At 35.8% G+C, this 23,089-nt stretch carries 20 protein-coding genes; 8 read left to right on the forward strand and 12 right to left on the reverse strand.

Annotated features, from left to right (window positions below):
- Window positions 1-227 precede the first annotated feature (227 nt).
- The gene (rimO, locus tag EV200_RS05570) at window positions 228-1,559 is read left to right on the forward strand and encodes a 30S ribosomal protein S12 methylthiotransferase RimO (protein ID WP_132530015.1); all 1,332 of its coding nucleotides are present in this window, start codon (window positions 228-230) and stop codon (window positions 1,557-1,559) included.
- 123 nt (window positions 1,560-1,682) lie between these two features.
- Window positions 1,683-2,186, forward strand: coding sequence for a hypothetical protein (locus EV200_RS05575; RefSeq protein WP_132530017.1), 504 nt, complete (start codon window positions 1,683-1,685; stop codon window positions 2,184-2,186).
- A gap of 59 nt (window positions 2,187-2,245) precedes the next feature.
- Here EV200_RS05575 and EV200_RS05580 read toward each other — a convergent pair whose 3' ends face one another.
- From EV200_RS05580 to EV200_RS05595, 4 genes are all read right to left on the reverse strand, one after another.
- Entirely contained in the window at window positions 2,246-2,587 is a 342-nt protein-coding gene (locus EV200_RS05580; RefSeq protein ID WP_132530019.1) for a hypothetical protein, read from the reverse strand.
- A gap of 188 nt (window positions 2,588-2,775) precedes the next feature.
- Window positions 2,776-3,774, reverse strand: coding sequence for an NAD(P)H-dependent glycerol-3-phosphate dehydrogenase (locus EV200_RS05585; RefSeq protein ID WP_229676776.1), 999 nt, complete (start codon window positions 3,772-3,774; stop codon window positions 2,776-2,778).
- A gap of 170 nt (window positions 3,775-3,944) precedes the next feature.
- Entirely contained in the window at window positions 3,945-5,279 is a 1,335-nt protein-coding gene (locus tag EV200_RS05590; protein ID WP_132530021.1) for an efflux RND transporter periplasmic adaptor subunit, read from the reverse strand.
- A gap of 95 nt (window positions 5,280-5,374) precedes the next feature.
- Window positions 5,375-6,727: a TolC family protein gene (locus EV200_RS05595; protein ID WP_229676777.1), complete on the reverse strand. Its 1,353-nt coding sequence runs from the start codon at window positions 6,725-6,727 to the stop codon at window positions 5,375-5,377.
- A gap of 80 nt (window positions 6,728-6,807) precedes the next feature.
- Here EV200_RS05595 and EV200_RS05600 point away from each other — a divergent pair, with 80 nt between their 5' ends.
- Window positions 6,808-7,464 (forward strand): polysaccharide deacetylase family protein, encoded by a 657-nt coding sequence (locus tag EV200_RS05600; RefSeq protein ID WP_132530025.1) that lies wholly within the window; start codon window positions 6,808-6,810, stop codon window positions 7,462-7,464.
- Window positions 7,465-7,811: 347 nt separating this feature from the next.
- Window positions 7,812-10,091: an aconitate hydratase gene (locus EV200_RS05605; RefSeq protein ID WP_132530027.1), complete on the forward strand. Its 2,280-nt coding sequence runs from the start codon at window positions 7,812-7,814 to the stop codon at window positions 10,089-10,091.
- 271 nt (window positions 10,092-10,362) lie between these two features.
- Here EV200_RS05605 and EV200_RS05610 read toward each other — a convergent pair whose 3' ends face one another.
- The 3 genes from EV200_RS05610 to EV200_RS05620 form a co-directional block, all read right to left on the reverse strand.
- Entirely contained in the window at window positions 10,363-10,896 is a 534-nt protein-coding gene (locus tag EV200_RS05610) for a DUF2007 domain-containing protein (protein WP_229676778.1), read from the reverse strand.
- Window positions 10,897-11,196: 300 nt separating this feature from the next.
- The gene (locus EV200_RS05615) at window positions 11,197-12,534 is read right to left on the reverse strand and encodes a GH1 family beta-glucosidase (protein ID WP_132530029.1); all 1,338 of its coding nucleotides are present in this window, start codon (window positions 12,532-12,534) and stop codon (window positions 11,197-11,199) included.
- Between the two features lie 150 nt (window positions 12,535-12,684).
- Complete coding sequence (locus tag EV200_RS05620) at window positions 12,685-14,499, reverse strand: MutS-related protein (protein WP_132530031.1); 1,815 nt, start codon at window positions 14,497-14,499, stop codon at window positions 12,685-12,687.
- 43 nt (window positions 14,500-14,542) lie between these two features.
- On the opposite strand from EV200_RS05620, the gene rlmH reads away from it, so the two are divergent.
- The gene (rlmH, locus tag EV200_RS05625; protein ID WP_132530033.1) at window positions 14,543-15,016 is read left to right on the forward strand and encodes a 23S rRNA (pseudouridine(1915)-N(3))-methyltransferase RlmH; all 474 of its coding nucleotides are present in this window, start codon (window positions 14,543-14,545) and stop codon (window positions 15,014-15,016) included.
- Window positions 15,017-15,103: 87 nt separating this feature from the next.
- On the forward strand, window positions 15,104-15,226 hold the full coding sequence (locus tag EV200_RS22070) for a hypothetical protein (protein WP_262707925.1): 123 nt from the start codon (window positions 15,104-15,106) through the stop codon (window positions 15,224-15,226).
- 64 nt (window positions 15,227-15,290) lie between these two features.
- On the opposite strand, the gene EV200_RS05630 is transcribed toward EV200_RS22070, so the two are convergent.
- On the reverse strand, window positions 15,291-15,833 hold the full coding sequence (locus tag EV200_RS05630; RefSeq protein ID WP_132530035.1) for a DUF5606 family protein: 543 nt from the start codon (window positions 15,831-15,833) through the stop codon (window positions 15,291-15,293).
- A 156-nt stretch (window positions 15,834-15,989) separates the two neighbouring features.
- Window positions 15,990-16,448, reverse strand: a complete 459-nt coding sequence (locus tag EV200_RS05635; protein ID WP_132530037.1) for a peptidylprolyl isomerase — start codon at window positions 16,446-16,448, stop codon at window positions 15,990-15,992.
- A 235-nt stretch (window positions 16,449-16,683) separates the two neighbouring features.
- Between EV200_RS05635 and EV200_RS05640 the strand changes: the two genes are divergently transcribed.
- Together EV200_RS05640 and EV200_RS05645 are read left to right on the forward strand one after the other, a co-directional pair.
- On the forward strand, window positions 16,684-17,865 hold the full coding sequence (locus EV200_RS05640; RefSeq protein WP_132530668.1) for an asparagine synthetase B: 1,182 nt from the start codon (window positions 16,684-16,686) through the stop codon (window positions 17,863-17,865).
- Window positions 17,866-18,125: 260 nt separating this feature from the next.
- The gene (locus EV200_RS05645) at window positions 18,126-18,866 is read left to right on the forward strand and encodes a porin family protein (RefSeq protein ID WP_132530039.1); all 741 of its coding nucleotides are present in this window, start codon (window positions 18,126-18,128) and stop codon (window positions 18,864-18,866) included.
- Window positions 18,867-19,200: 334 nt separating this feature from the next.
- Here EV200_RS05645 and EV200_RS05650 read toward each other — a convergent pair whose 3' ends face one another.
- Genes EV200_RS05650 through lpxK form a run of 3 tightly spaced genes read right to left on the reverse strand, consistent with a single transcriptional unit; the run spans window position 19,201 to window position 23,051 of the window.
- On the reverse strand, window positions 19,201-21,198 hold the full coding sequence (locus EV200_RS05650) for a putative porin (protein WP_229676779.1): 1,998 nt from the start codon (window positions 21,196-21,198) through the stop codon (window positions 19,201-19,203).
- A gap of 1 nt (window position 21,199) precedes the next feature.
- Window positions 21,200-22,015: a purine-nucleoside phosphorylase gene (locus tag EV200_RS05655; RefSeq protein ID WP_132530041.1), complete on the reverse strand. Its 816-nt coding sequence runs from the start codon at window positions 22,013-22,015 to the stop codon at window positions 21,200-21,202.
- Complete coding sequence (gene lpxK / locus EV200_RS05660) at window positions 21,987-23,051, reverse strand: tetraacyldisaccharide 4'-kinase (RefSeq protein WP_229676780.1); 1,065 nt, start codon at window positions 23,049-23,051, stop codon at window positions 21,987-21,989. Before lpxK ends, EV200_RS05655 begins: the two co-directional genes overlap by 29 nt.
- Between the last annotated feature and the right edge of the window lie 38 nt (window positions 23,052-23,089).

Consider the following 23,089-nt stretch of genomic DNA (forward strand, 5'->3'; position numbering starts at 1 on the left):
CCTTCTCGATTAGTAAAATCGTCGCTTCAAGATTGCTTCGTGCCTCGCAATGACGATGTGTAGAAAAAGCTAACAAAATTAAAACAGGATTATTGATTAACTTTGGCAACACTAGTTGTGAAGTAAAGAGAATATCTGTTTGATTCTTTAAGTATCTACACATTACAATCTGTGACATCGCTAAATCTGTGTAATCAAACCGCAGGAGAAGCGCAATTATTACAAATATGATTACCAAAATAATAAAAAGTAAATCTGCCATTAAACAACCTAAAATTAACGTGATTACTTTAGGTTGCTCAAAAAATATTTACGATTCTGAAGTATTGATGGGACAGTTGCGTGGAAACAATTTAAACGTTGTTCACGAATCTGATAAAATGGGGAAAGATGATATTGTTGTCATCAATACCTGCGGATTTATTGATAATGCCAAACAAGAATCTATCGATACCATTTTGCAGTTCAGCGAGCTAAAAGAAGCTGGCAAAATTGGTAAGGTTGTGGTAACAGGATGTTTATCTGAACGCTACAAACCAGAATTAGAAGCAGAAATCACCAACGTTGATGCCTTTTTTGGTACCAATGATTTACAAAATATATTGCATGAGCTAGGTGCGAACTACAAACATGAGCTAATTGGAGAGCGTTTGCTCACCACACCATCTCATTTCGCTTACTTTAAAATCGCCGAAGGTTGTAACCGTCCTTGTTCATTTTGTGCCATCCCGCTGATGCGTGGAAAGCATATGAGTAAACCAATGGAAGAATTGGTTAACGAAGCTAAAATACTGGCTAAAAATGGTACGAAGGAATTAATTCTAATCGCTCAGGATCTGACTTATTATGGCTTGGATCTTTATGGCGTTCGTAAACTAGATGAATTGATGCGCCGCCTTTCTGATGTTCCCGGAATTGAGTGGATTCGCTTACAATATGCTTATCCGAGTGGTTTCCCTATGGAAATTTTAGATGCCATGAATGAACGTGATAACATCTGCAAATACCTGGATATGCCACTTCAGCACATTACTGACAATATGTTGAAATCAATGCGTCGTGGTACCACCAAACAGAAAACGATTGATCTGGTAAATCAAATCAGAGATAAAGTGCCAAATATAGCCATGCGTACCACATTGATTTGTGGTTACCCTGGAGAAACCCAACAGGATTTCGAAGAAATGGCTGCTTGGGTAGCAGATACTAAATTTGATCGATTAGGTTGCTTTACCTACTCACATGAAGAAAAAACTCATGCACATACATTGATCGATGATGTTCCAGAAGAAATAAAACAACAACGTGTAGATGATATTATGGAAATTCAACAGGGTATTTCTTTTGATATCAACCAGGATAAAGTTGGTCAAACCTTTAAGGTTTTGGTAGATAAGAAGGAGGGCGACTTTTTTGTAGGAAGAACAGAGTTTGATTCTCCAGAAGTTGACAATGAAGTATTAATTGATGCCACCACAGGTTATGCTGCAAATGGAAGCTTTGTTAACGTAAAAATAGATAGGGCTGAAGATTTTGATCTGTATGGTACCATCGTTTAAATATAAATCAAAAACATTAATGATCCTGAAGGCTTTCCCTTCAGGATTTTTTTTATCGTTATTTTTCTTTGTTGCTGTAGCGATAAAAGAACAATAGCCGTTTAACTTCCTAAACCATTAAACATGAAAAAAGTCTTTATTATCCTCGCTGTGATGTTTGTTACTGGAGTCAGCTGTAAAAAAACAATTGATCCAGGTGGAGGTGCATGTGCCTGCTCCCCTACTATAGAATCTTATTTAATTTTATCCATTAAAGGAAGTAATGGTTCAGATTTATTAAACGTAACAAATACTGGTGCTTATAGCAAAAATCAGATTCAGCTCTACTATGTTGACAAAAACGGAACTGTTCAACCAGTAGAATTTGAGATCAGACAGGCATTCACATATGGCACCACAACCTATGCCTTTAATCAGTTATTTTCTTCCCGAATGGCATCGCTTGCTCAAGTCAATATCAACACTTTTTTCCTTAAACTTGGTGACCGCCAACCCTTGGAACTAACCTTAAAGATGAATGGAATTAAAGCTGAAAGGCTATTGGCCAATCAGATTGAAGTGCCACTGGAGACTTCTGCACCTAATGATGATGTATATATAAAAAGCATATTTTCCCTGAAATTATAACCATAAAAAAGCAGCTCATAATGTTGAGCTGCTTTTTTATTCAATTCAGTTGCCAAATACTATTTTTTGTGATTTGGTCTGTTTTTAATCTGGCTAGGTTTTAACCAAATCTTTGCACCCTTCGAATTAACATAGTACTTTTCGTTTTTAGAATTGATGTACACGTCAGTACCATCTGGTGCCATTTTACCTTTCCAGGTTTTGTCTGCAACCTTCGAACCACCTTTGACAGCAACTTCGGCCGTTTTATTACCAACAGATTTTGCACCTTTTCCAATGGCTTTACCTGTTTGATCTAATGCTTTTCCTACTTCTGTCTTTTTCTCTTGTGCGCCCGCACCGAAGGTTAATCCTCCAATTAAAGCAAGCGTTAATAATCCGATTGAAAATTTCTTTTTCATGGCCTTTATATTTATTTCAGTTGATAACAGACAGTGTTTAATTTTGTTTTAATTTACAGCGTTACAAAAGGTTAAATAAATCCATATTGCCTATTGTGATGTTTCACGCAGATAAATAAAAATTAAAGAATAGAATATTAAGACAAACAAACACAAATGTCCCTTTTTGCTTAGTTATCTTTAAAAGACTAATTTAATTTTTCTGCCAGTAATTTCATTTCAATCCTTGGGGAACGGTTACCATACAAAATGTTATGCACGGCTCTGCAAATCGGCATATCAACATCATGAGCTTGGTTTTTGATATGCATGCATTTAACAGCATAATAACCCTCAGCAACCATATTCATTTCCAGCTGTGCTGATTTAACCGTATAGCCCTTCCCAACCATATTTCCAAAGGTACGGTTACGACTAAATTGAGAGTATGCGGTAACCAAAAGATCGCCGAGATAAGCTGACTCCATAATGTCACGGTTAATGGGATGCACAGCATCAACAAAACGTTTAATTTCACGGATAGCATTGCTGATTAGCACTGCCTGAAAATTATCACCATAGCCTATTCCATGGCAAATACCACTGGCTACAGCATAAATATTTTTTAATACCGCAGCGTATTCCGTACCAAAAATATCATCCGATACATTGGTTTTAATATACCGGGTATTTAGAAATGCTGCAAATATGGAAGCCTTTTCTACATCAGTACAGGCAATAGTAAGGTAAGAAAGTTTTTCAAAAGCAACTTCCTCGGCATGGCATGGACCACTAACCACCAGAATATTTTCATAAGGTACCTGATAAACCTCGTGCAAAAATTCGCCTATAATCAGATTATCCTCCGGAACAATCCCTTTAATAGCTGAAATGATTTTCTTTCCTTTCAAATCTTCTGCACTAATCCCTTTTAAACTTTCTTTTAAAAAGGCAGCAGGCACATTTAAAATCACGAAATCTGCTGGATTAATGATACAGGCTATATCTGAAGAAATTCGATCCTCAGGCAATTTAATTTCAACAGAACTTAGATAATGCGGGTTGTGCTTAAATTTTTTAATGTGTTCTATCGCCACTTCATTACGCATCCACCAATAAATTTCCTTCTCAGATAAGTTATCTGATAACATTTTTACAATAGCTGTAGCCCAGCTACCGCCCCCTATCATTGCTATTTTAGGTATCATGTTTATAAAAAAAAGGTTAAAGGTAAAAGGTGCTTTAAAAAAGGCATAAGTAAAAGGTGTAAGGCTCAAGATTTAGACTTCGTGCCTTAAACCCTGAACCTTACACCTCAAACTGATGTATTTACACCTTAAAGCCTTGCAAGTTACTATTTCTAGCGATTATTTATAAACTACTTCTTACCGTCTTTGCTAAACAATTGGTCTTTAGCTGTTTTTTCTACAATCATTCCATCCTTTAATTTATTTTGAATGGCTGAATACGGTCCGGTTACAATTTCAGCTCCAGATTTAACACCAGATTTTACGATGATAAACTGATCATTCTGGATTCCGGTAGTAACTTCAACTTTTTTAACTTTTTTAGTTTTAGCATCGTAAGTATATACAAACTGCTTAACCTTTTTATCTGATAATTTAGACTTCTGTTTATCTGAGTTTTCCTGATTACCTTGATTTTGATCAGCGCTTTTACCACTTTCGGTAAATACAGCCTGGATCGGGATGGCTAACCCATTAACCGATGCACTTTCGATATCTACAGTGGCTGACATGCCCGGACGGAAGATAGATTGTTGCTTACCTTCCATTACTTCTGTAATTCTGATTTTCACGGAGAAGTTAGTTACCTGATCTACAGAAGTGCTGGTAGTGGTACCCACAGCGGTTGATGAACTGGCGATTTCAGTAACTATACCTCTGAATTTTTTATCTGAAAATGCGTCAACCTCAATTGAAGCCTTATCTCCAACCTTAACCCGGGTAATATCATTCTCATTTACATCAACATTAACTTCCATTGATGATAAGTTTGATATCCGCATAATCTCGGTTCCGGCCATTTGTGATGTACCTAAAATACGATCACCTAATTCAATTGAGAGTTTTGAAACTACTCCATCAGCTGGTGCGTAAATGGTAGTTCTGGCTAAATTAGCACCTGCTTCTTTCACATTTGCACCAGTTTGTTCAAGGGTAAATTTAGCACCGGTTACACTCTCTTTAGCACTGGCTAAGGTGGCTTTTGCTGATAAATAAGCCGCTTTTGCTGCATCAAACTCCGATGCTGAAATTACTTTTTTCTTAAAAAGTTCTACATTACGTTTATAGGTTGCTTCTTCATTGGCGAAATTTGCCTGATTTTGTATCAGTTGTTGCTGAGCAGCTGCAACACTTGCCTTTTGTGCATTAAAAGTGGCTACACTTCTTTCATATCCTGATTGTAAAATATCTGGACGAACTTTACAAAGCAATTGGCCTGCCTTTACAATATCACCTTCTTTAACTTTCAATTCTACAACCTCTCCTGAAACTTCAGAACTTAATTTAACCTCTGTTTCTGGCTGAATTTTACCACTTGCCGTTACAGTCTCCACCACAGTTTTTGATGATGCTTTTTCAGTCGTCACTTTCTCTGTTTTATCTCCGCCTATCACTCCGGTAAGTTTCAGTACGATTAAAATGGCAATGATCACACCAATGGTAATTAATATGTGCTTCAGTTTCATAATTCTTTATTGTGTTTCGTTAGTTTATTTTTTCCCAGAAGGTGACCCTTTAATCTTTTACTATGGCTATCTTGCCTTAAATTTTCTAAGCTAGCTTAGAATGTAATCTGTTTTCCTAAATAATAATCGATCACTTTGGCCCTGAATAAAAGATCATATTTTGCCTGAATAAAATCTATTTCAGCTTTATTTCTATTGGTTTGTGCAGTGCTATAATCCAATGAATTAACCAAGCCAACATTATAGCGTTGCTCAACCACATAAAACGCATCTTTTTGAGCATCAAAAGCATTCTGTGTAGAACTGTAACGGCTCTCTGCTGCTTTTAAATCTGTTGTGGCCTGGAAGATAACCTTATTTAAATTATTCTTCGCAAGCTGCTCTGAGGTTAAGGTATTTTGATAAGTTATTTTCGCTTTGCGAACACTCGAACGAGCAGTAAATCCGTTAAAAATTGGAATTTGTATACTCATCCCGATACTTTGTCCTAAACGTTGATTAATCTGATCTGCAAATGATGACTGAGGAAATGCTCCTATATAATCAAATTGGTACGAATAAGAAGTATTAAGTCCGGCACCTAAACTCAATGAAGGAGAATAAGCACCTTTTGCTACTGCAATTGCTTGTTTAGCAGCCAATGAACGTAAACTTGCGAGTTTTATATCCGGAAAAATATTTAAAGCATTATTATAAATTTCTTCAGCATTAGCTGTTGAAGAAGCAGCTTTGATATTATCAATTAATGGTGCTTGTACAACAAATCTCTGATTAGGTTGCATTTCCATAAGCTGACCTAATGTTAAATAAGAAATTGACAACTCATTCTGAGCATTTGTTAAATTAAGCTCTGCGGTTGCCACCTGAGATTTAGCCTGAGACACATCAGCAAGGGTTTTATTTCCTGCATCAAGCAAAGCATTTTCCCTGATTAAAGTTTTATTGGCAATTTCCAATTGTTCTTTTGATGCTCTTTCTAAATCAGTATTATATAAAACTTGTAAGTATGCAGTAACCACATTCAAAATCAAATCATTTTTAATTTTGTCTACATTGGTCTGATCTGCTTGTAACAATAATTTGTTTTGTCTGATTTGATTAATTTTAGAAAAGCCCTGGAACAAATCAACGTTGGTACTTAAACTACCACTAGTGTATAAAGATGTTTGATTGGTAACCTGAAAAGTGGTTTGATCCAGACCACGTCCGAAGGTTAAATTTGGACTAATACTTGCGTTTAAGTTTGGATAAAGCGCATATTTAGATTGTGTTAAATTCTCTTCGGTTATGGCAGCGCTAAATTGAGCTTGTTTAATGGTGAGGTTATTATTTAAGGTTTTATCAACCGCTTGCTGAATGGTAATTACTTGTTGGGCGTTAGCAACTTGACTTAAGCCTAAAGCAATTAATAATGCAGATCCGGTAATTAACTTAATTTTGGTAAACATCTTCATAATTTGTTTTCAAATCTATATAAACAACTTTAATAATTTAAATCTGTACAGGCATTTACTAACTTTGGAGTTAAATGTACCTGATCAAATCACCGCTTCTGCTAAAATGGTATTACCCATCCTTGTTGTGGAATAAATCCCGCACCGAAAAAGTTATTTATTTGACCTTTGACGATGGACCTATACCCAATGTTACAGATTTTGTATTAAAAACTTTAAAAGCTTTTCATGCAAAAGCTACTTTTTTTTGCATTGGTGATAATATTGTGAAGCATCCCGAAGTTTACGCTAAAGTTATAAACGACGGTCATGCCATCGGCAACCATACTTTTAATCACTTAAAAGGCTGGAAAACCGATGATGAAACCTATATTCAAAACACTTTAAAATGCCAGCAACTTACTCAGACTAATCTTTTTAGGCCACCCTACGGAAGAATAAAGAAAAGTCAGATTAGGAGCCTGGAGTCGTTAGTCATAAGTCAACAATCAGACTCAAGACTCCCAACTCAAGACTCCCAACTCAAAATTGTAATGTGGGATGTACTCAGCGGTGACTTCGACATTAATCTCTCTCCAGAAAAATGTTATCAAAACGTAATCAATCACACCGAAAACGGCTCCATCATTGTTTTTCATGATAGCTTGAAGGCTTTTGACAGATTAGAATACACATTACCGTTGGTTTTAAAGTATTTCACTGAAAAAGGTTTCACTTTTTCAACGCTATAGCCCTTAGCGATTGTTATGCCAGTAAATGAAGTGTCTATTTCTATGGTATGAAGTATTATTTTTGTTGATTATTTTTGGATTCGTGTCCGGAAACGAACATTAACGTTCGGTAATGAACACCCATGATAATTCTAGTGTATATACATTTGTTTCCTGAATGCCGATTATTAATCAAACTTAAAATAGATATTGTAAACAAGAAAACAATCGTTTAAATATGGATAGCGCTATTATTTAGAACACTTCCAAATAATACAATGATCTAAGGATGACCGGAACAGGTGCTTTTTTTTTGTAAATTCGCAGCTATTAGAATAGAAGTATTACCTTTTAACCAATAAAAATCGATGGCTTTTGATATAGACATGATTAAAAAGGTGTATGCAAACTTCCCAAGCCGCATTGATGCAGCCCGTAAAGTAGTTGGCAGACCTTTAACATTATCAGAAAAAATATTGTATGCTCACCTTTGGGATGGCGATCCTAAAAAAGCATTTTCACGCGGAACGGATTACGTAGATTTCGCACCAGACCGTGTTGCAATGCAGGATGCTACCGCCCAAATGGCGCTTTTGCAATTTATGCAAGCTGGTCGCCCACAAGTGGCTGTTCCTTCAACCGTTCACTGTGATCACTTAATTACGGCAAAAGAAGGTGCATCAATAGATTTACCGCATGCCAGAACTGAAAGTGCTGAAGTTTTTGATTTCTTATCATCTGTATCAAATAAATATGGTATCGGTTTCTGGAAACCAGGAGCTGGTATTATTCACCAGGTAGTTTTAGAAAATTATGCATTCCCAGGTGGAATGATGATTGGAACCGACTCACACACCGTAAATGCTGGTGGTTTGGGTATGGTAGCCATTGGTGTTGGTGGTGCTGATGCTTGTGATGTAATGGCTGGTTTACCATGGGAACTAAAATTTCCAAAGTTAATCGGTGTTAAGCTTACAGGTAAATTAAACGGCTGGACTGCTGCTAAAGACGTTATTTTAAAAGTGGCTGGTATTTTAACTGTAAAAGGTGGTACTGGTGCAATTGTAGAATATTTTGGCGATGGTGCAATCAACTTAAGCTGTACAGGTAAAGGTACCATTTGTAATATGGGCGCTGAAATCGGTGCAACTACTTCTACTTTCGGTTATGATGAAAGCATGGAACGTTATTTACGTGCTACAGGTAGAAATGAAGTAGCTGATGAGGCTAATAAAATTGCAGCATATTTAACGGGTGATAGCGAAGTTTATGCTGATCCTGAAAACTATTTTGATCAGGTAATTGAAATCAATCTTGATGAATTAGAGCCATATTTAAATGGTCCTTTTACACCAGATTTAGCTACTCCTGTTTCTCAAATGAAAGTGGAGGCAGAGAAAAATGGCTGGCCTTTAAAAGTAGAATGGGGTTTAATTGGTTCTTGTACCAACTCTTCGTATGAAGATTTATCAAGAGCAGCATCAATCGCAAATCAGGCCATTTCAAAAGGTTTGGTAACTAAAGCAGAATTTGGAATTAACCCAGGATCTGAACAGGTACGTTATACGGCTGACCGTGATGGTTATTTAAAAACTTTCGAAGATTTAAATGCGACCATTTTCACTAATGCCTGCGGACCATGTATTGGGATGTGGGACAGAACAGGAGCAGAAAAAGCAGAGAAAAATACAATCGTACACTCGTTTAACAGAAATTTTGCTAAACGTGCTGATGGTAACCCGAATACTTTCGCTTTCGTAGCCTCACCAGAAATGGTTGCTGCTATCGCAATCGCTGGAGATTTAGGTTTCAATCCATTAACGGATACATTAACCAACGACAAAGGGGAACAAATCAAATTAGATCCACCTACCGGTGATGAATTACCTACAAAAGGTTTTGCAGTTGAAGATGCAGGTTATCAGGCACCAGCTACAGACGGTTCTTCGGTAGAAGTTTTAGTTTCTCCATCTTCGCACCGTTTGCAATTACTAGATCCTTTTACACCTTGGGAAGGTACTGACTTAAAAGGTTTAAATCTTTTAATTAAGGCCAAAGGAAAATGTACAACAGATCATATTTCTATGGCTGGTCCATGGTTAAAGTTCCGTGGTCACTTAGATAATATTTCTAACAATATGTTAATTGGAGCAGTGAACTACTTCAATGATAAGACAGATAATGTTAAAAACGAATTAACGGGTGAATACGGTCCTGTTCCGGCTACACAACGTGATTACAAAGCAGCTGGCATTGGTTCAATTGTAGTGGGTGATGAAAATTATGGTGAAGGTTCATCTCGTGAACACGCAGCTATGGAACCTCGTCATTTAGGTGTTCGTGCGGTATTGGTAAAATCTTTTGCACGTATTCACGAAACTAACCTTAAGAAACAAGGTATGTTGGGCTTAACTTTTGCTGACAAAGATGATTATGATAAAATCCTTGAGGATGATAAAATTGACATCTTAGGCTTAACTGAATTTGCTCCAGATCAACCATTAACGTTGGTTTTACATCATGCAGATGGCACTGAAGAATCTTTCCAGGTTAACCACAGTTATAATGCACAACAAATCGATTGGTTTAAAGCCGGTGGTGCATTGAACATTATCAGAGCTGAAGCTGCTGCAAAAGCGGCGCTTTAATTAAGTCTGAAGCCTTCAGTCGAGAGCCTGGAGTTTATATAACAAATCCCGTTTTGAGTAAAATCAGAACGGGATTTTTTGATAAATCATGTTATTTTAATATCCTATCCTTTTAAATCTGCGCTTCTTATCTTCAAAATCAGCGGAAAATAACAAATATCACTTTCTAATTATTATTATTACTTAAAAAGGTTTCTCCCGCAGATTTAAAATAATAAAAATCGCTGATCAACACAGATCAACAATTAACTATAAAATGAATGTTTGATCATTATTTAAACTCATAACCACAGTCATAACAATGGTAGCATTTCTTTGCGAAGAATGGAAGCACGAGTAATATTAAGGCTAAAATTTTTACCAATGAACTGTGCTTATCTTGTGTTGCTATCCCATAACTCACATTGAGTGAACCACATTTTTCGCAGGCTACACCTGCAGTTTCTTCAGGTGTATATTCACTAAACTCTTGCTGATCAAGTACTGGATATTCTATAGCTAACAATTCATTTATAGCCAGTACATCTTTTTCAAATACAATAAGCTTTACCCCGCCAATTGCCTGATTATAAAGTGGATTAAGCGTTGCAACATTTTCATCTGCAAGAAAACAAGCAAAACCACTATCCTCCAGTCTGGATTTAATAATATTGGCTTCCATTGAATTATAATATGTACTATGCACTATAGTTTTATCGCTCATAGCGTTAAAATAGTTATTATTTAAGAAATTATAGATGTTGGCAATTATAATATCGTCAAAATCTCCACCACATCCATTTAAATCTGCGCTTCTTATCTCCAAAAATCAGCGGGAAAATAATGTACAACTATACACGATGCTATAATCTTCAATCTGCGCTTATCATCTCCAAAAATCAGCGGGGAATACAAACATCATTTTCTAATGATTATTACTTAAAATGGTTTCTCCCGCAGATTTAAAAAAATAAAATCGCTGATCAACACAGATCAACGCCTAACTATAAAATGAGTTGAGTAAGGACATGATGGATAGCAATGAGCCGTAAAGAATTCCTTAATAAACCTATCGATCCTTTTAAATCTGCGCTTATCATCTCCGAATCAGCGGGAAATAAAAAACCTAATTCCTCAGAAACTCCTGCCACCAGTAACCTGAATATTTAATCGTTCTGGTTAATGTTTTAAAATCGGTATGAACCAAACCAAAGCGGGCATTAAAACCCTCCGCCCACTCAAAGTTATCCATTAAAGTCCAGGCCATATAACCAGTAATATTGATTCCCTCTTTCTTTGCCTTTAACAAAGCACTTAGATAAAGCTCGAAGTATTCAATCCGTTCAGCATCTACAATATTTCCATCTGTTATCTTGTCATGATAAGCAGCACCATTTTCACTAATTACTAAATTTTTAATATTTGGATAAGCAGCAAACTGTTTAATAATCCTGTAAAAACTATCAGCATTAATTTCCCAGCCCATTGCGGTGTGTGGTTTTTTGCGGCTCTTTGCTTTAACTTCCCAAGCCTGAATAACAGGAATAAAGGCGTTGTATTTTATGGTTAAAGGGAAATAATTCTGCAAGCCAATAAAGTCGAAATCAAACTTCATCCGTTCATTCAATCGCCAGGTACCATATTCAATTTGAAATTTCTCCAGCACATCCCAGTTTTCTGTTGGGAATCCTAAACCCTGGGCTGGTTCAACAAATAACCTGTTCATCAAACAATCTACCCGCTTCGCAGCCAGGAGATCATTATCACTTTGGGTATAAGGAATAATCTCAGAGCAAGAGTAAGTGGTACCTATATTGGCACCTTGAATTTCAGCACGAAGAATCTTCCCGCCTTCTGCCTGTGCAATGGCAGTATGCAAAACGGCAGGAAAAAAATTGCTTAATCCGGTTCTGCCAGGTGCATGAATACCCAGCATATAACCCAATGATGTGAATCCGAAAGGCTCATTTAACACCAACCAGTTCTTTACCTTATCTCCATATTCAGCAGCACAAAGGCTCACAAAAGCATTAAATGCGGCATTAATACTGAAACTCGTCCACCCACCTTCATTTTCCAATGCCTGAGGTAAATCCCAATGATATAAAGTAATGCATGGGGTAATGCCCTGGGTAAGACACTCGTCAATCAAATTATGATAAAATCTGATCCCTTCCTGATTAACTTCACCTCTCCCATCGGGTAAAATTCTTGCCCAAGCTATAGAAAACCGAAAGACCTTAAAACCTAAAAGTTTAACCAATTGGATATCTTCGCGATATCGATGATAGAAATCGCAGGCAATATCTAATTTATGTCCCTTTTTAATTTTTCCACTTCTGGCAGAAAAGGTATCCCAGATGGAAGGGCCTTTGCCATACAGCTGTGCAGCACCCTCTATCTGTGTTGCTGCTGTAGCCACACCCCAGGAAAAATCATTACCAAAATCACTTGCTTTAATCATCTTATCAATTGATTGAGCGTAAATTGCAAGTTTACTATTAAGAAATCATTAACAATTGAGATTGTATAAAGATTTTTTTAACCGGTTTAAACAGATAAACATATTATTTCCTGCGATTCTATATTTAACGATCTGACCACAAGAAGTAAATTATTCTAAAGTTAACCCAATTTCTTTCAGCAAAATTGCAGCATTAAATGTAGCGCAAGGACCTTCTTTCAATTTATAGTCGAATTTCATTTCGCCATCAGCAATTTGAATATCAAAATGAAAATTTCGAAGCGTCTGTTCGTGATCATTTTTAAGATCAGCCAATTGCAAATCGTGGGTAGCAAAGAGTGCAGGTGTGCCTTCTGCAATTAGTTTTTCTACAAAAACCTTTGACCCCAGGTATTTGTCACGACTATTCGTTCCCCGCAACATTTCATCAATTAATACAAAAGTATCTTTATCACTTACAACATGATCTAAAATCATTTTTAAACGGTTCAGTTCCGCTTTAAAAGTAGAGGTACTTTCATTCAGCGAATCTTTAATTCGCATATAGGTATTGATCGAAAAAACGGAAAGACTCATTGATTGTGCACATACTGGTGCTCCAGCATAAGCCAGTACCATGTTAATACCCAATGTACGGAGGAATGTACTTTTTCCAGCCATATTAGAACCAGTTACAATATCTACTGTAGGCCTCGCTTCTAAAGTAAAGGAATTGGTGATTCTTATTTCTGGGGAAATTAAAGGATGTCCAACAGCTGTGGTAGTTAAGGTAAAGGCATCTGTAATTTCTGGAAAAATCCATTCTGGTTCATTATGTGCTGAAGTAGCCAAAGAGATTAATTCTTCAAAATCACCTAAGTGGTTAAGCGCCGAAATCACATCATTTGATGAAGATTGATACCATTGATTCAGTTGGATGCAACATTTAAGATCCCATAAAGACAAAGCATTAAGTACTGTACCCACTACAACATTTAACCTGGTATCAAAACGTTGTATAATTTTAGATAGCCCCTTAATCTCTTGGCTAACGGGAACTTTTGAATGAAATAGTGCTTGGATATAAGTACTCGTCCAAGGGTGATTCTCCGTCCATAAAATCGCATCAGCATAACCATTCAGTAAACTGGAACTGCCTCCAAAACTATAAAACACCTTATCTATTTTTGAGTTTTGCAATACAGTAACACCTATATTAACGATCATATAGATGGTAAGTACATTCCAAAAGGTACCGCTTAAAAATATTGCAGCCAAAAATATTAATCCAGAAATGTAAGGTGTAATGGCTACATAAGATTTTAATATCTTATTCCTAATGAAACTCAACTGTTCACCAAGTTGAAATTTGAGCTGAATTTTAATCTGTTCAATTTTTTCAACATCGTGCCCATGCAGATTTGCCCTGAAATCGAAGGTATCTTCAATTTTAGTTTGCATTTCTTTTACGGCTTCCTGCCTATCTATAATCCTGCTCCTAAATGATTTCTCTGCTAAACTTTTAGCCAGCAATTCCCGACCATTTTTAGTGTAACACCTGTTTAAAAATCCATAAAGCGATGCATTTCCAAAAATATCCAAATCAGAAGAATAAGGATGAGATTCTGATTCAAATGATTTACCATCGTCATAACCATTTGTCTTACCATTTAAAATGTTCCATTCATTTTGATACACCCACAACAGTTCTTTTTGATACTCAATCTCCCGATCCAGCTTACTTTGCTTTTTAACGATATAAGCAAAGACAAGAACAGGTAATAAGAGCAAAATTTGAAGAAGTGTTCTCCAGCTATCATCGGCAGAATTTAAAAGCAAAACGAAAAATAGAATTTCTATCAGAAAGAGTCCTATTCTAACCAAAGAGAGTTGATCTATTTGGTTTTTGGTCTGATCAATGCGGTCCGTTACTTCAGTAATTTTTTGACTATAACCAGATATTATTTGTGCTTGTGTTTTTAACATTATCTTTGAATCGCTGAAAATTCTAAAGATAGCAAAATATTAAATGAAGATTACTTTAATAGCCATTGGCAAAACTGAGGATAAATATTTAATTGAAGGTATTGATAAATACATTAACCGTTTGAAGCATTATATTAATTTCAGCTTTTTAGCTATCCCTGATGTTAAGAATGTGAAAAACCTAAGTGAAGCACAGCAAAAAAGCAAGGAAGCAGAATTATTGCACAAACAAATCAATAATGGCGATGTTGTTATTTTATTAGATGAAAAAGGAAAAAAATATTCTTCAATAGCATTTTCTGATTATTTGAATAAACAAATGATTGGAAGTGTTCAACATCTGATTTTTATCATCGGCGGTCCATATGGCTTTGATGATGGCATTTACAAAAGAGCAAATGGACTAATCTCACTTTCAGACATGACCTTTTCGCATCAAATGATCCGTTTGTTCTTTGTAGAACAATTGTACCGTGGATTCAGTATCTTAAAAGGCGAGCCATATCATCATGCCTAAATAGGAGAAGAATATTAGGTTTTAATCACAAAACATGAATAGTGTGGAATAATGCGCCAAACATCATCATTAAATAAAAAAACGAATATGTTAGATAAATATAAAAGACAATACAGGTTTAGAAGTAATCAAAGTGGAAACAGCAGAATGCTTTGGATCAGCATCATCGTATCCATTGTGATTGTAGCTATTTTATACTATTTCTTCTAAAATCAAGACATAAAAAAACACCAGACAATAAGCCTGGTGTTTTTAACTACATTCAAATAAAAGCTTAAACGCCTTTTTTGCTTGTCATACTTGCTTTTTTAGCCGGTGCAGAAGTTTTTGTACTTGCTTTAGCACTTGCTGAACCTTTAGCGCTTGCAGATTTTTGTTTTTTATCTGCTGCAACTTTTTCCTCCGCCAGGCTAACCTCAGCCGGAGAACCTGGAGTTTCAGGAGTATCTTCTGTAAATAATGGCAAATCTTTCAATAAGTTATACCAGGTGATGATTTTTTTCATATCCGAAGCATAAACTTTTTCCTGATCATGACCAGGAGCAACTTCTAAAAAATATGAACGTAAATCACCTTTTAAATCTGGTGTAGTTCCTTTTTCAGAAATTTTAGCAAAAATATCAGATAACTTGATTTCTTCATCTTCACCATACACTGTAATATCTTCTAATGAAGCTAATTTTGTATTGGTAATATTTGCTACTACTTTAGTTTTCTGAGCATCTAAACCCTCTAAAATATAACCTACTTTATTTTGTCCAACCAGTTTAAATAAACCAGGTCTGCCAGATACGGCAACAATTCCTCTTAAATTCATAATATCTTTTTTTGAGATGTGAGATTTGAGAAATAAGATGTGCGAAATCGCTCAAATAAAATACCCAAATCTATTATCTAATTATTTAACTGAGAAAGAAATTCAAATCGGAGAATAATATCTCGAATCTAATACCTCACATCCCGCATCTTTTTACTAATCTTCAACTATTTCAATACCTAAAATTTTATCTCCCTGGCGGATATCATCTACAAGGTCAACATTTTCAACTGCTTTACCAAAAACAGTATGGTTACGGTCTAAATGTGCAGTATTCGTTCTGCTATGGCAGATAAAAAACTGAGAACCACCTGTATTGCGACCAGCATGAGCCATTGATAACACACCACGATCATGATATTGATTTTCGCCATCAAGCTCACAATCAATCTTGTAACCCGGGCCACCAGTGCCTGGCATACCAGTAGCACCATCTTTAGAATTCGGGCAGCCAGTTTGAACCATGAAATCAGGAATTACACGGTGGAAAGTTACCCCATCATAAAAGCCTTCATTGGCTAATTTTTTAAAGTTTGCAACTGCTTTAGGAGCATCTTGTTCAAAGAACTCAACAGTCATATTTCCTTTTTCGGTTTTTATTATTGCTTTACTCATATCAATTTTGGTACTAAATTTATAATTCGACGCTTAAAAAAACAGTTCAGTTTTTTTAAGTAAAAGGCAAAAATAACAAAATTGTATTACATCTGATACCATTAAATTTTTCTAACCAATTTAAATGAGGTATTTTAGTATTTTAAGTAACATCATTTTGAAAAAGAAACATTATATCCTGTTATTTTGTCTGCTTTGCACCTTTGGCGTTCGGGCATCTTCCCTGTTAATTTATATGGATGAAGACCAGAAAAACCATTTGAAAGCTTATGGCATAGCCTATTGGACAATTAGCAAACAAGTAGAAGTAGATTGGCTTTTAAATTATCGAGGAGGAAGCTTCCTGATTAAATACAATAAAAATGTTGAAGATGAATTAAAAATCCGAGGCGTTTCATATGAGGTAATGGCCGACAGCAAGGTGATTAATCTTTTAAATGAAATTAGCGATCCATCCGTTAATATGGAAATGGTTAAATTAGAGAAGACACCTAAAATTGCAGTGTATTCACCTAAAAGTAAATTGCCCTGGGATGATGCGGTAACCCTCGTATTAACTTATGCAGAAATCCCATATGATGTTATTTATGATGACGACATTATCCAGGATAAATTAAGTAAATATGATTGGCTGCACCTGCACCATGAAGATTTCACCGGGCAATATGGTCGGTTCTGGTCTAATTTCAGGTATGCTAAATGGTATCAGGATGATGTTAAGAATCAGGAATCACTGGCCAAAAGACTGGGTTATAAAAAGGTTTCTGAAATGAAGCTCGCCGTTGCTAAACACATTAAAGAATATTGTGCTGGCGGTGGTTTTATGTTCGCCATGTGCTCCGGAACAGATAGTTTTGACATTGCCCTAGCTGCTGAAGGTGTAGATATTTGTGCTCAGATGTTTGATGGCGATGGCGCTGATCCAAACGCACAGTCTAAACTTGATTTTAATAAAACGCTTGCCTTTCAAAATTTCAAATTGGATAATAACCCTATGAACTACGAATTTTCGGACATTGATGTTACCCAGTTCAGAACACTAAATCAAAGTAATGATTATTTCACCTTATTTGATTTCTCAGCAAAGTGGGATTTGGTTCCAACCATGCTCACGCAAAATCATGATAAAGTAATTAAGGGTTTCATGGGGCAAACAACCGCATTTAAAAAGAGTCTGGTAAAACCCAGTGTAACCGTTTTGGGAGAAAATAAAGGAGCCTCAGAAGTAAGGTATCTACATGGTGAAATAGGAAAGGGTCAGTTTACCTTTTACGGCGGGCATGATCCTGAAGATTATCAGCATGCCGTTGGCGATCCGCCTACGGATTTAAATTTGCATCCAAATTCGCCAGGTTATCGTCTTATCCTAAATAATGTACTTTTTCCGGCTGCAAAGAAAAAGCCACAGAAAACATAATCAGGCATCCAAAGAAGAACTAACTCCTCCAATTTATTCATATTCCTAATTTGTATACACTTCACAAAGACGTATGGAATCCAGCTTAAGATTGCGCTTCAATCTAAAATCATTGTAAAAAAGCACTGGTGAACAATATATTAGCTTTGAAATTTTTCTTGAAATAAACAATTGGCACACCTTTTGGAAGGAAGGCTTTAATTAACAAAAGGTTTAGGCCTTATTATTTTAAACAAGATTATTTATCTAAGAAAGATATTATGAAAAAGTTACTATTAAGTGCATCAGTGGTATTATTGGCAACAGGTGCTTTTGCGCAAACAACAACAATGACAGGATCAGATGCTAGATTCGGAATTAAAGCAGGAGTTAACTTGGCTAGATTTCATTCAAGTGGCGATAACAGCAACGAAGCTTTTAACGATAATGTAAAAGACAATGTTGGTTTTAATGTTACAGCTTTTGCAGATTTTGGTGTGGGTAATAACTTTTTTATCCAACCTGGAATTTCATTACAAAACAAGGGCGCTAAGTTTGAGTCAACTACCTCGCTAACGGCTAACAACATCACTACAACTACTGTATCAAGTAACAAAACTAGTTTAATGACTATTGAGGTTCCGGTTAATGCCGTGTTCAGAATCCCAACTGGCGATGCTGGAGCAATTCAAATCAGTGCAGGTCCTTACATTGGTTTCAATGTTTCTGGAAAAAACAAATTAGAATCTACTGCTACAGCAGTTAATAACACAAACAACTCTAGCTCAACGATCACAAGTTCGGGTGAAAATGATTTATCTTTTGGTAGTGCTACTGACAAAAATTATAGCAGTACAGAATTTGGTGCTAACTTCGGTTTAGCTTACCGTTTAAATTCAGGTATTTCAGTTGGTGCTAACTATGGTTTAGGTCTTACAGACTTAACACCTAAAGATAGAAAAGATAACTCTAACAAATTGACTAACCGCGTATTAGGTTTTTCAGTTGGTTATTCTTTCTAAGAAAGCTAAAATTTTAAAAAGCCGTTCTGATTCATTTCAGAACGGCTTTTTTTATGGATTCAATAATTGAAGCTTCATGAAGATCCTGAATCAAGTTCAAGAAGATGAATCAACAAATTGGGGTTTGGACGAATTTCGCTCACGATCGTTATTAATTTGTCAAAGCTTAAGAAGCATTCTGGTATTTTTACTGCCTCGCTGTCATTCTTAGGCATGAAGAATCTTTTTATCAATTAGCACTAAAATTCACTTTCCTTATGCCTTAGCATACGTTTATATGAACTTTACTAGGGTTTATTAATAAGTTTCTTCGCTACGCTCTGAATGCTAAAAATTAATCGTAAAAATTCCAGCTTACACCAAACTTCAATAAAGCATCCTGCATCGGGTAGCGGTTAACCGTATAATACCCCGGAACAAATAAACCCTGATTAATGAAATCATATTTAATAAAAAGATTAGCCCTTTTTAAATTTGCTTTCAAAAAGAAATCAACAATAGGTGTTGATTGATAGACCGTATTGCTGCCAATATAAAATTGTGCTGTTGCTGGTGAATATGAATAATTCGCATACTCAGAATTATACCTTACATCAAATCCAATATTCGCCTTTAATACCTTAAAGAAAGTATTGTTCAGATAAATACTATTATAAGTATAAAATTCAGGAGTTCTTAAGATATCATTCTGATCTGTTTTTTGATAAGCTAAATAATTTTCCAGTACAAATTTTCCAAACCGCCATTTTTTTGAAATATCAAACCTAATCAGGCTGATGTCTCCATTTACTTGTCTGGGTGTTATAGCATTGGTTCCATCGCTATCATCCAAACCAAAATATAAATAATTGCTGGTTAAAAAATACTTCGCACCAGCAGTAAATTCATATTTATCATTAATAAAGTTGAAAGATAGGTTGGCAATTTTTGTGTTCTTAAAATCCGTATTGTCCCATCTGTAATGGTTACCATGATAATAATTAAAAAGCTGCGCAGGAGATTGATTTTGCACATAAGCGCCCAATTCGATCCTACCTACTGCTTTACTTAAAAGAATTCTACTTTTAGCCTCATATAGATAATCACCAGCATTTTCTCCTTGAATGATTTGTTGCAGATCAAGGTTAAAATCTATATTATTTGAAAAACGATACCCGGCCGATCCTAAAACCGTAACGTTCTGATAAGTGAACTTACTTTCTTCATAAGTTAACCCATCAGGTTTAAAGCCTAAAAACCGATGCTGATAATAATCATGACGAATACCAGCATCAACCTTCAATTCATTTTTGATTACCGTAGAATTTTTCGGACGTAAAAAAAAGCTATAAATAAATTCATTCTTAAGGTGTTTTACTTTCGTCGAATCGTTGGTGAAGGTAGCATCCGCCAGCCCTGTCGGCATCACACCATTTACATCAAGCTCATTTTTAAAGAAACTATAGTTATCGCTATTGTACTCTACAGTATAGGTTACTTTATTCGTGGGTAAAACAGAATTGTTGGCATTAGCCGAAGTATCAATCCGGCCCACATAATATGTCTGTTTTAAAAACAAAGTATTTTTACGATACATGTTTCTGGCGGTATTTAAATTAACCACTTCCGCACTCCGTTCTATCTTCTGATAGCCAGGTTCAAATATTGCTGGATCACTGTTGGAGCCATTTTCATAAGCCCGCATGGTATTAAAAATAACTGATGCCCACATGTTATATCGCTTACTTTGCGATTGATACCATGAAAATACAGCAACATTTAAATTATCTCCACGCTGCCTCCGGTAAAAACCACGCGAATCACCACGGTTAAAATTAACGCCTACATTCCAGTTCTTTTTAATATTCTGACTATGAATCATTTTAAAAAGCTGCTCTTTCTGTCCGGCACTAATTAAATATAAGCTGGTGAATGGTGCTCTGGCCTGATAATAAACAATATCATCCGGTGTGAGGGCATAATAATCCAATGAATGAAAACCCACGTCGAAACCAATTCTTTTACTAGGCTCATAAAGTAATGGCCTGGCAGAAAGCCCCATATTTCCATTATTAATAGTAGGATGCTGAGGCTGTAAAAGCGGACTATAATTCTGAATATTAGTGGTAGAAGTATCAAGAGGCAGTAATACAATACTATCCTTACTTAAACCAAGTTTAGTGTAACGGATAAATTTTGCAGTATAGATAACAGAATCTTTCCCATCGAGTTTTTTCCTGATGGAATCTGCTTCCGTTTTATTATTAATACTGGTTTTTAAATCCTGAGCAAAAGCCCTATTAATACCCGTAAGCAGTAAGATGAAGAAACAAATTTGAGCCAGTCTACCCATTCTACAATTCAGCAACTAAGCGGATTAAAATTTCTGTCATTTTGGGTTCCGCTTTCGCCGCAGCTTCTAAAATTTCATCTAAATTAAAGGGCTGTAAATCTTCCGGAAAACCCTCATCAGTTAAAACTGAAATGGCAAACACAGGCAAACCTGCATGGTTGGCAACAATCACTTCAGGCACGGTACTCATGCCAACGGCATCGCCTCCAATTAATCGTAAATATTTATATTCGGCTTTGGTTTCTAAATTCGGACCAGAAACTGCTACGTAAACACCTTTATGGCATTTTACCTCTACAGCTTCAGCAATCTTTAACGCCTTAGCAATGATATCACGCTTATAAGGTTCGCTCATATCAGGAAAACGAGGCCCAAGTGAGCTTTCAATTAAACCACGTAAAGGATTTTCTGGTTGAAGATTGATATGATCTTCAATAATCATTAAATCACCTTTTTTAAATTCAGGATTTAAAGAACCTGCAGCATTTGAAACGATTAAGTTTTCGATGCCCAAACCTTTCATTACCCGAACCGGAAAAGTGATTTGCTGCATACTATAACCCTCGTAATAATGCAAACGCCCTTGCATGGCGATGATTTTCTTCCCGTTTAACGTTCCAAAAATTAACTTACCACTATGAAATTCTAAAGTAGAAATTGGAAAATTAGGAATATTAGAATACATCAACTGATGTTCGATTTCAATTTCCTTAACCAATCCACCCAAGCCAGTGCCTAAAATAATACCTATTTCTGGCTGAAAGTTCTCAGTTTTACGTTTAATATACTCAACGGTTTCTTCTATTACTCTTAACATAGTTCAAAATAAGTTCATCAAAGGTAATCTTATCTTCTTCAAATAATTCAACCTCAATGGGTAAAAAATATACTGGTAAATTTACCAGTAAATCTTTAAATCCCGCAGCATTTAAACGTTTGCTATCCTTTTCTGTTGTGATGATGATTTTTTCTTTTTCATTACCCGATTCAAAAGCCGATTTAAACTTTTTAATGTCCGCTGTTTTAAATGCATAATGGTCTGGAAATTTTTCGTGTTTGATGGTTTTGGTATATTTTTCCAACTCGTCAATTAAAGGATCTGGATTCGCTATACCTGTTAGCAAGTATATTTCATAATCTTTAATAGACGTTAGTGAACGACTTTCAGGAAGATAGAGATGTTTCAAATCCCCGTATTTCAAATAACTGTGTAGCACCTTTTGCGCCTGATTAGGCTGCAGTTCATTTATAGATGCTTGTTGTGCTACATGCAAGAGCGGAACAGGTGATTTCGTAACCAACAAAACATCAGCTCTTTTTCTGGATGAAAAAACATCACGTAAGTTCCCAGCTGGAAGCAAAAACTGCAAGGTTCCCAATTTACGAAACTCAAAAAGTAAAATATTTAATCCTGCTTTTACACGACGATGCTGAAAGGCATCATCTAAAATAATCAGATCATGATTTTCCTTTAATTTTTCTATGCCTTTAACCCGATCTTCACAAACCGCTACCGTTACACCATCAAACTTTTGATAATATTGTAAAGGCTCATCTCCAATGCTTTCTGCAGTAGCATCACCGTCTGCCAATATAAATCCCTTTGTTTTACGGCCATAACCCCTGCTTAAAATAGCAACTTTATAAGTTGTCAATAACCTGACTAAATACTCCGTTGTTGGCGTTTTCCCTGAGCCACCAACCGCCAAATTACCCACACAAATTACTGGCAATTCAAACTTAACTGAAGGCATTACCCCCGAATCGTAAAGCTTTTTACGAAGCGTAATGGCAATACCATAAATTAAAGAGAAAGGAAGCAGTAAAAAGCGCAAATAGTTAAGTAGCATCATCGTATTTTCAAAATTACTGATTATTTAAAAAAGAAAAG

It is taken from the genome of Pedobacter psychrotolerans, assembly GCF_004340665.1.
In the GTDB taxonomy this organism is placed as follows: Bacteria; Bacteroidota; Bacteroidia; order Sphingobacteriales; family Sphingobacteriaceae; genus Pedobacter; species Pedobacter psychrotolerans.

Coding starts and splice junctions, on each gene's coding strand:
- EV200_RS05580 (WP_132530019.1), bottom strand. CDS start 2,587: ATGAAAAAGAAATTTTCAATCGGATTATTAACGCTTGCTTTAATTGGA.
- rlmH (WP_132530033.1), top strand. CDS start 14,543: ATGAAGATTACTTTAATAGCCATTGGCAAAACTGAGGATAAATATTTA.
- EV200_RS05630 (WP_132530035.1), bottom strand. CDS start 15,833: ATGAATTTAAGAGGAATTGTTGCCGTATCTGGCAGACCTGGTTTATTT.
- rimO (WP_132530015.1), top strand. CDS start 228: ATGATTACCAAAATAATAAAAAGTAAATCTGCCATTAAACAACCTAAA.
- EV200_RS05590 (WP_132530021.1), bottom strand. CDS start 5,279: ATGAAACTGAAGCACATATTAATTACCATTGGTGTGATCATTGCCATT.
- EV200_RS05650 (WP_229676779.1), bottom strand. CDS start 21,198: ATGGGTAGACTGGCTCAAATTTGTTTCTTCATCTTACTGCTTACGGGT.
- EV200_RS05600 (WP_132530025.1), top strand. CDS start 6,808: ATGTACCTGATCAAATCACCGCTTCTGCTAAAATGGTATTACCCATCC.
- lpxK (WP_229676780.1), bottom strand. CDS start 23,051: ATGATGCTACTTAACTATTTGCGCTTTTTACTGCTTCCTTTCTCTTTA.
- EV200_RS05655 (WP_132530041.1), bottom strand. CDS start 22,015: ATGTTAAGAGTAATAGAAGAAACCGTTGAGTATATTAAACGTAAAACT.
- EV200_RS22070 (WP_262707925.1), top strand. CDS start 15,104: ATGTTAGATAAATATAAAAGACAATACAGGTTTAGAAGTAATCAAAGT.
- EV200_RS05640 (WP_132530668.1), top strand. CDS start 16,684: ATGGATGAAGACCAGAAAAACCATTTGAAAGCTTATGGCATAGCCTAT.
- EV200_RS05575 (WP_132530017.1), top strand. CDS start 1,683: ATGAAAAAAGTCTTTATTATCCTCGCTGTGATGTTTGTTACTGGAGTC.
- EV200_RS05635 (WP_132530037.1), bottom strand. CDS start 16,448: ATGAGTAAAGCAATAATAAAAACCGAAAAAGGAAATATGACTGTTGAG.
- EV200_RS05605 (WP_132530027.1), top strand. CDS start 7,812: ATGGCTTTTGATATAGACATGATTAAAAAGGTGTATGCAAACTTCCCA.
- EV200_RS05615 (WP_132530029.1), bottom strand. CDS start 12,534: ATGATTAAAGCAAGTGATTTTGGTAATGATTTTTCCTGGGGTGTGGCT.
- EV200_RS05620 (WP_132530031.1), bottom strand. CDS start 14,499: ATGTTAAAAACACAAGCACAAATAATATCTGGTTATAGTCAAAAAATT.
- EV200_RS05585 (WP_229676776.1), bottom strand. CDS start 3,774: ATGATACCTAAAATAGCAATGATAGGGGGCGGTAGCTGGGCTACAGCT.
- EV200_RS05595 (WP_229676777.1), bottom strand. CDS start 6,727: ATGTTTACCAAAATTAAGTTAATTACCGGATCTGCATTATTAATTGCT.
- EV200_RS05645 (WP_132530039.1), top strand. CDS start 18,126: ATGAAAAAGTTACTATTAAGTGCATCAGTGGTATTATTGGCAACAGGT.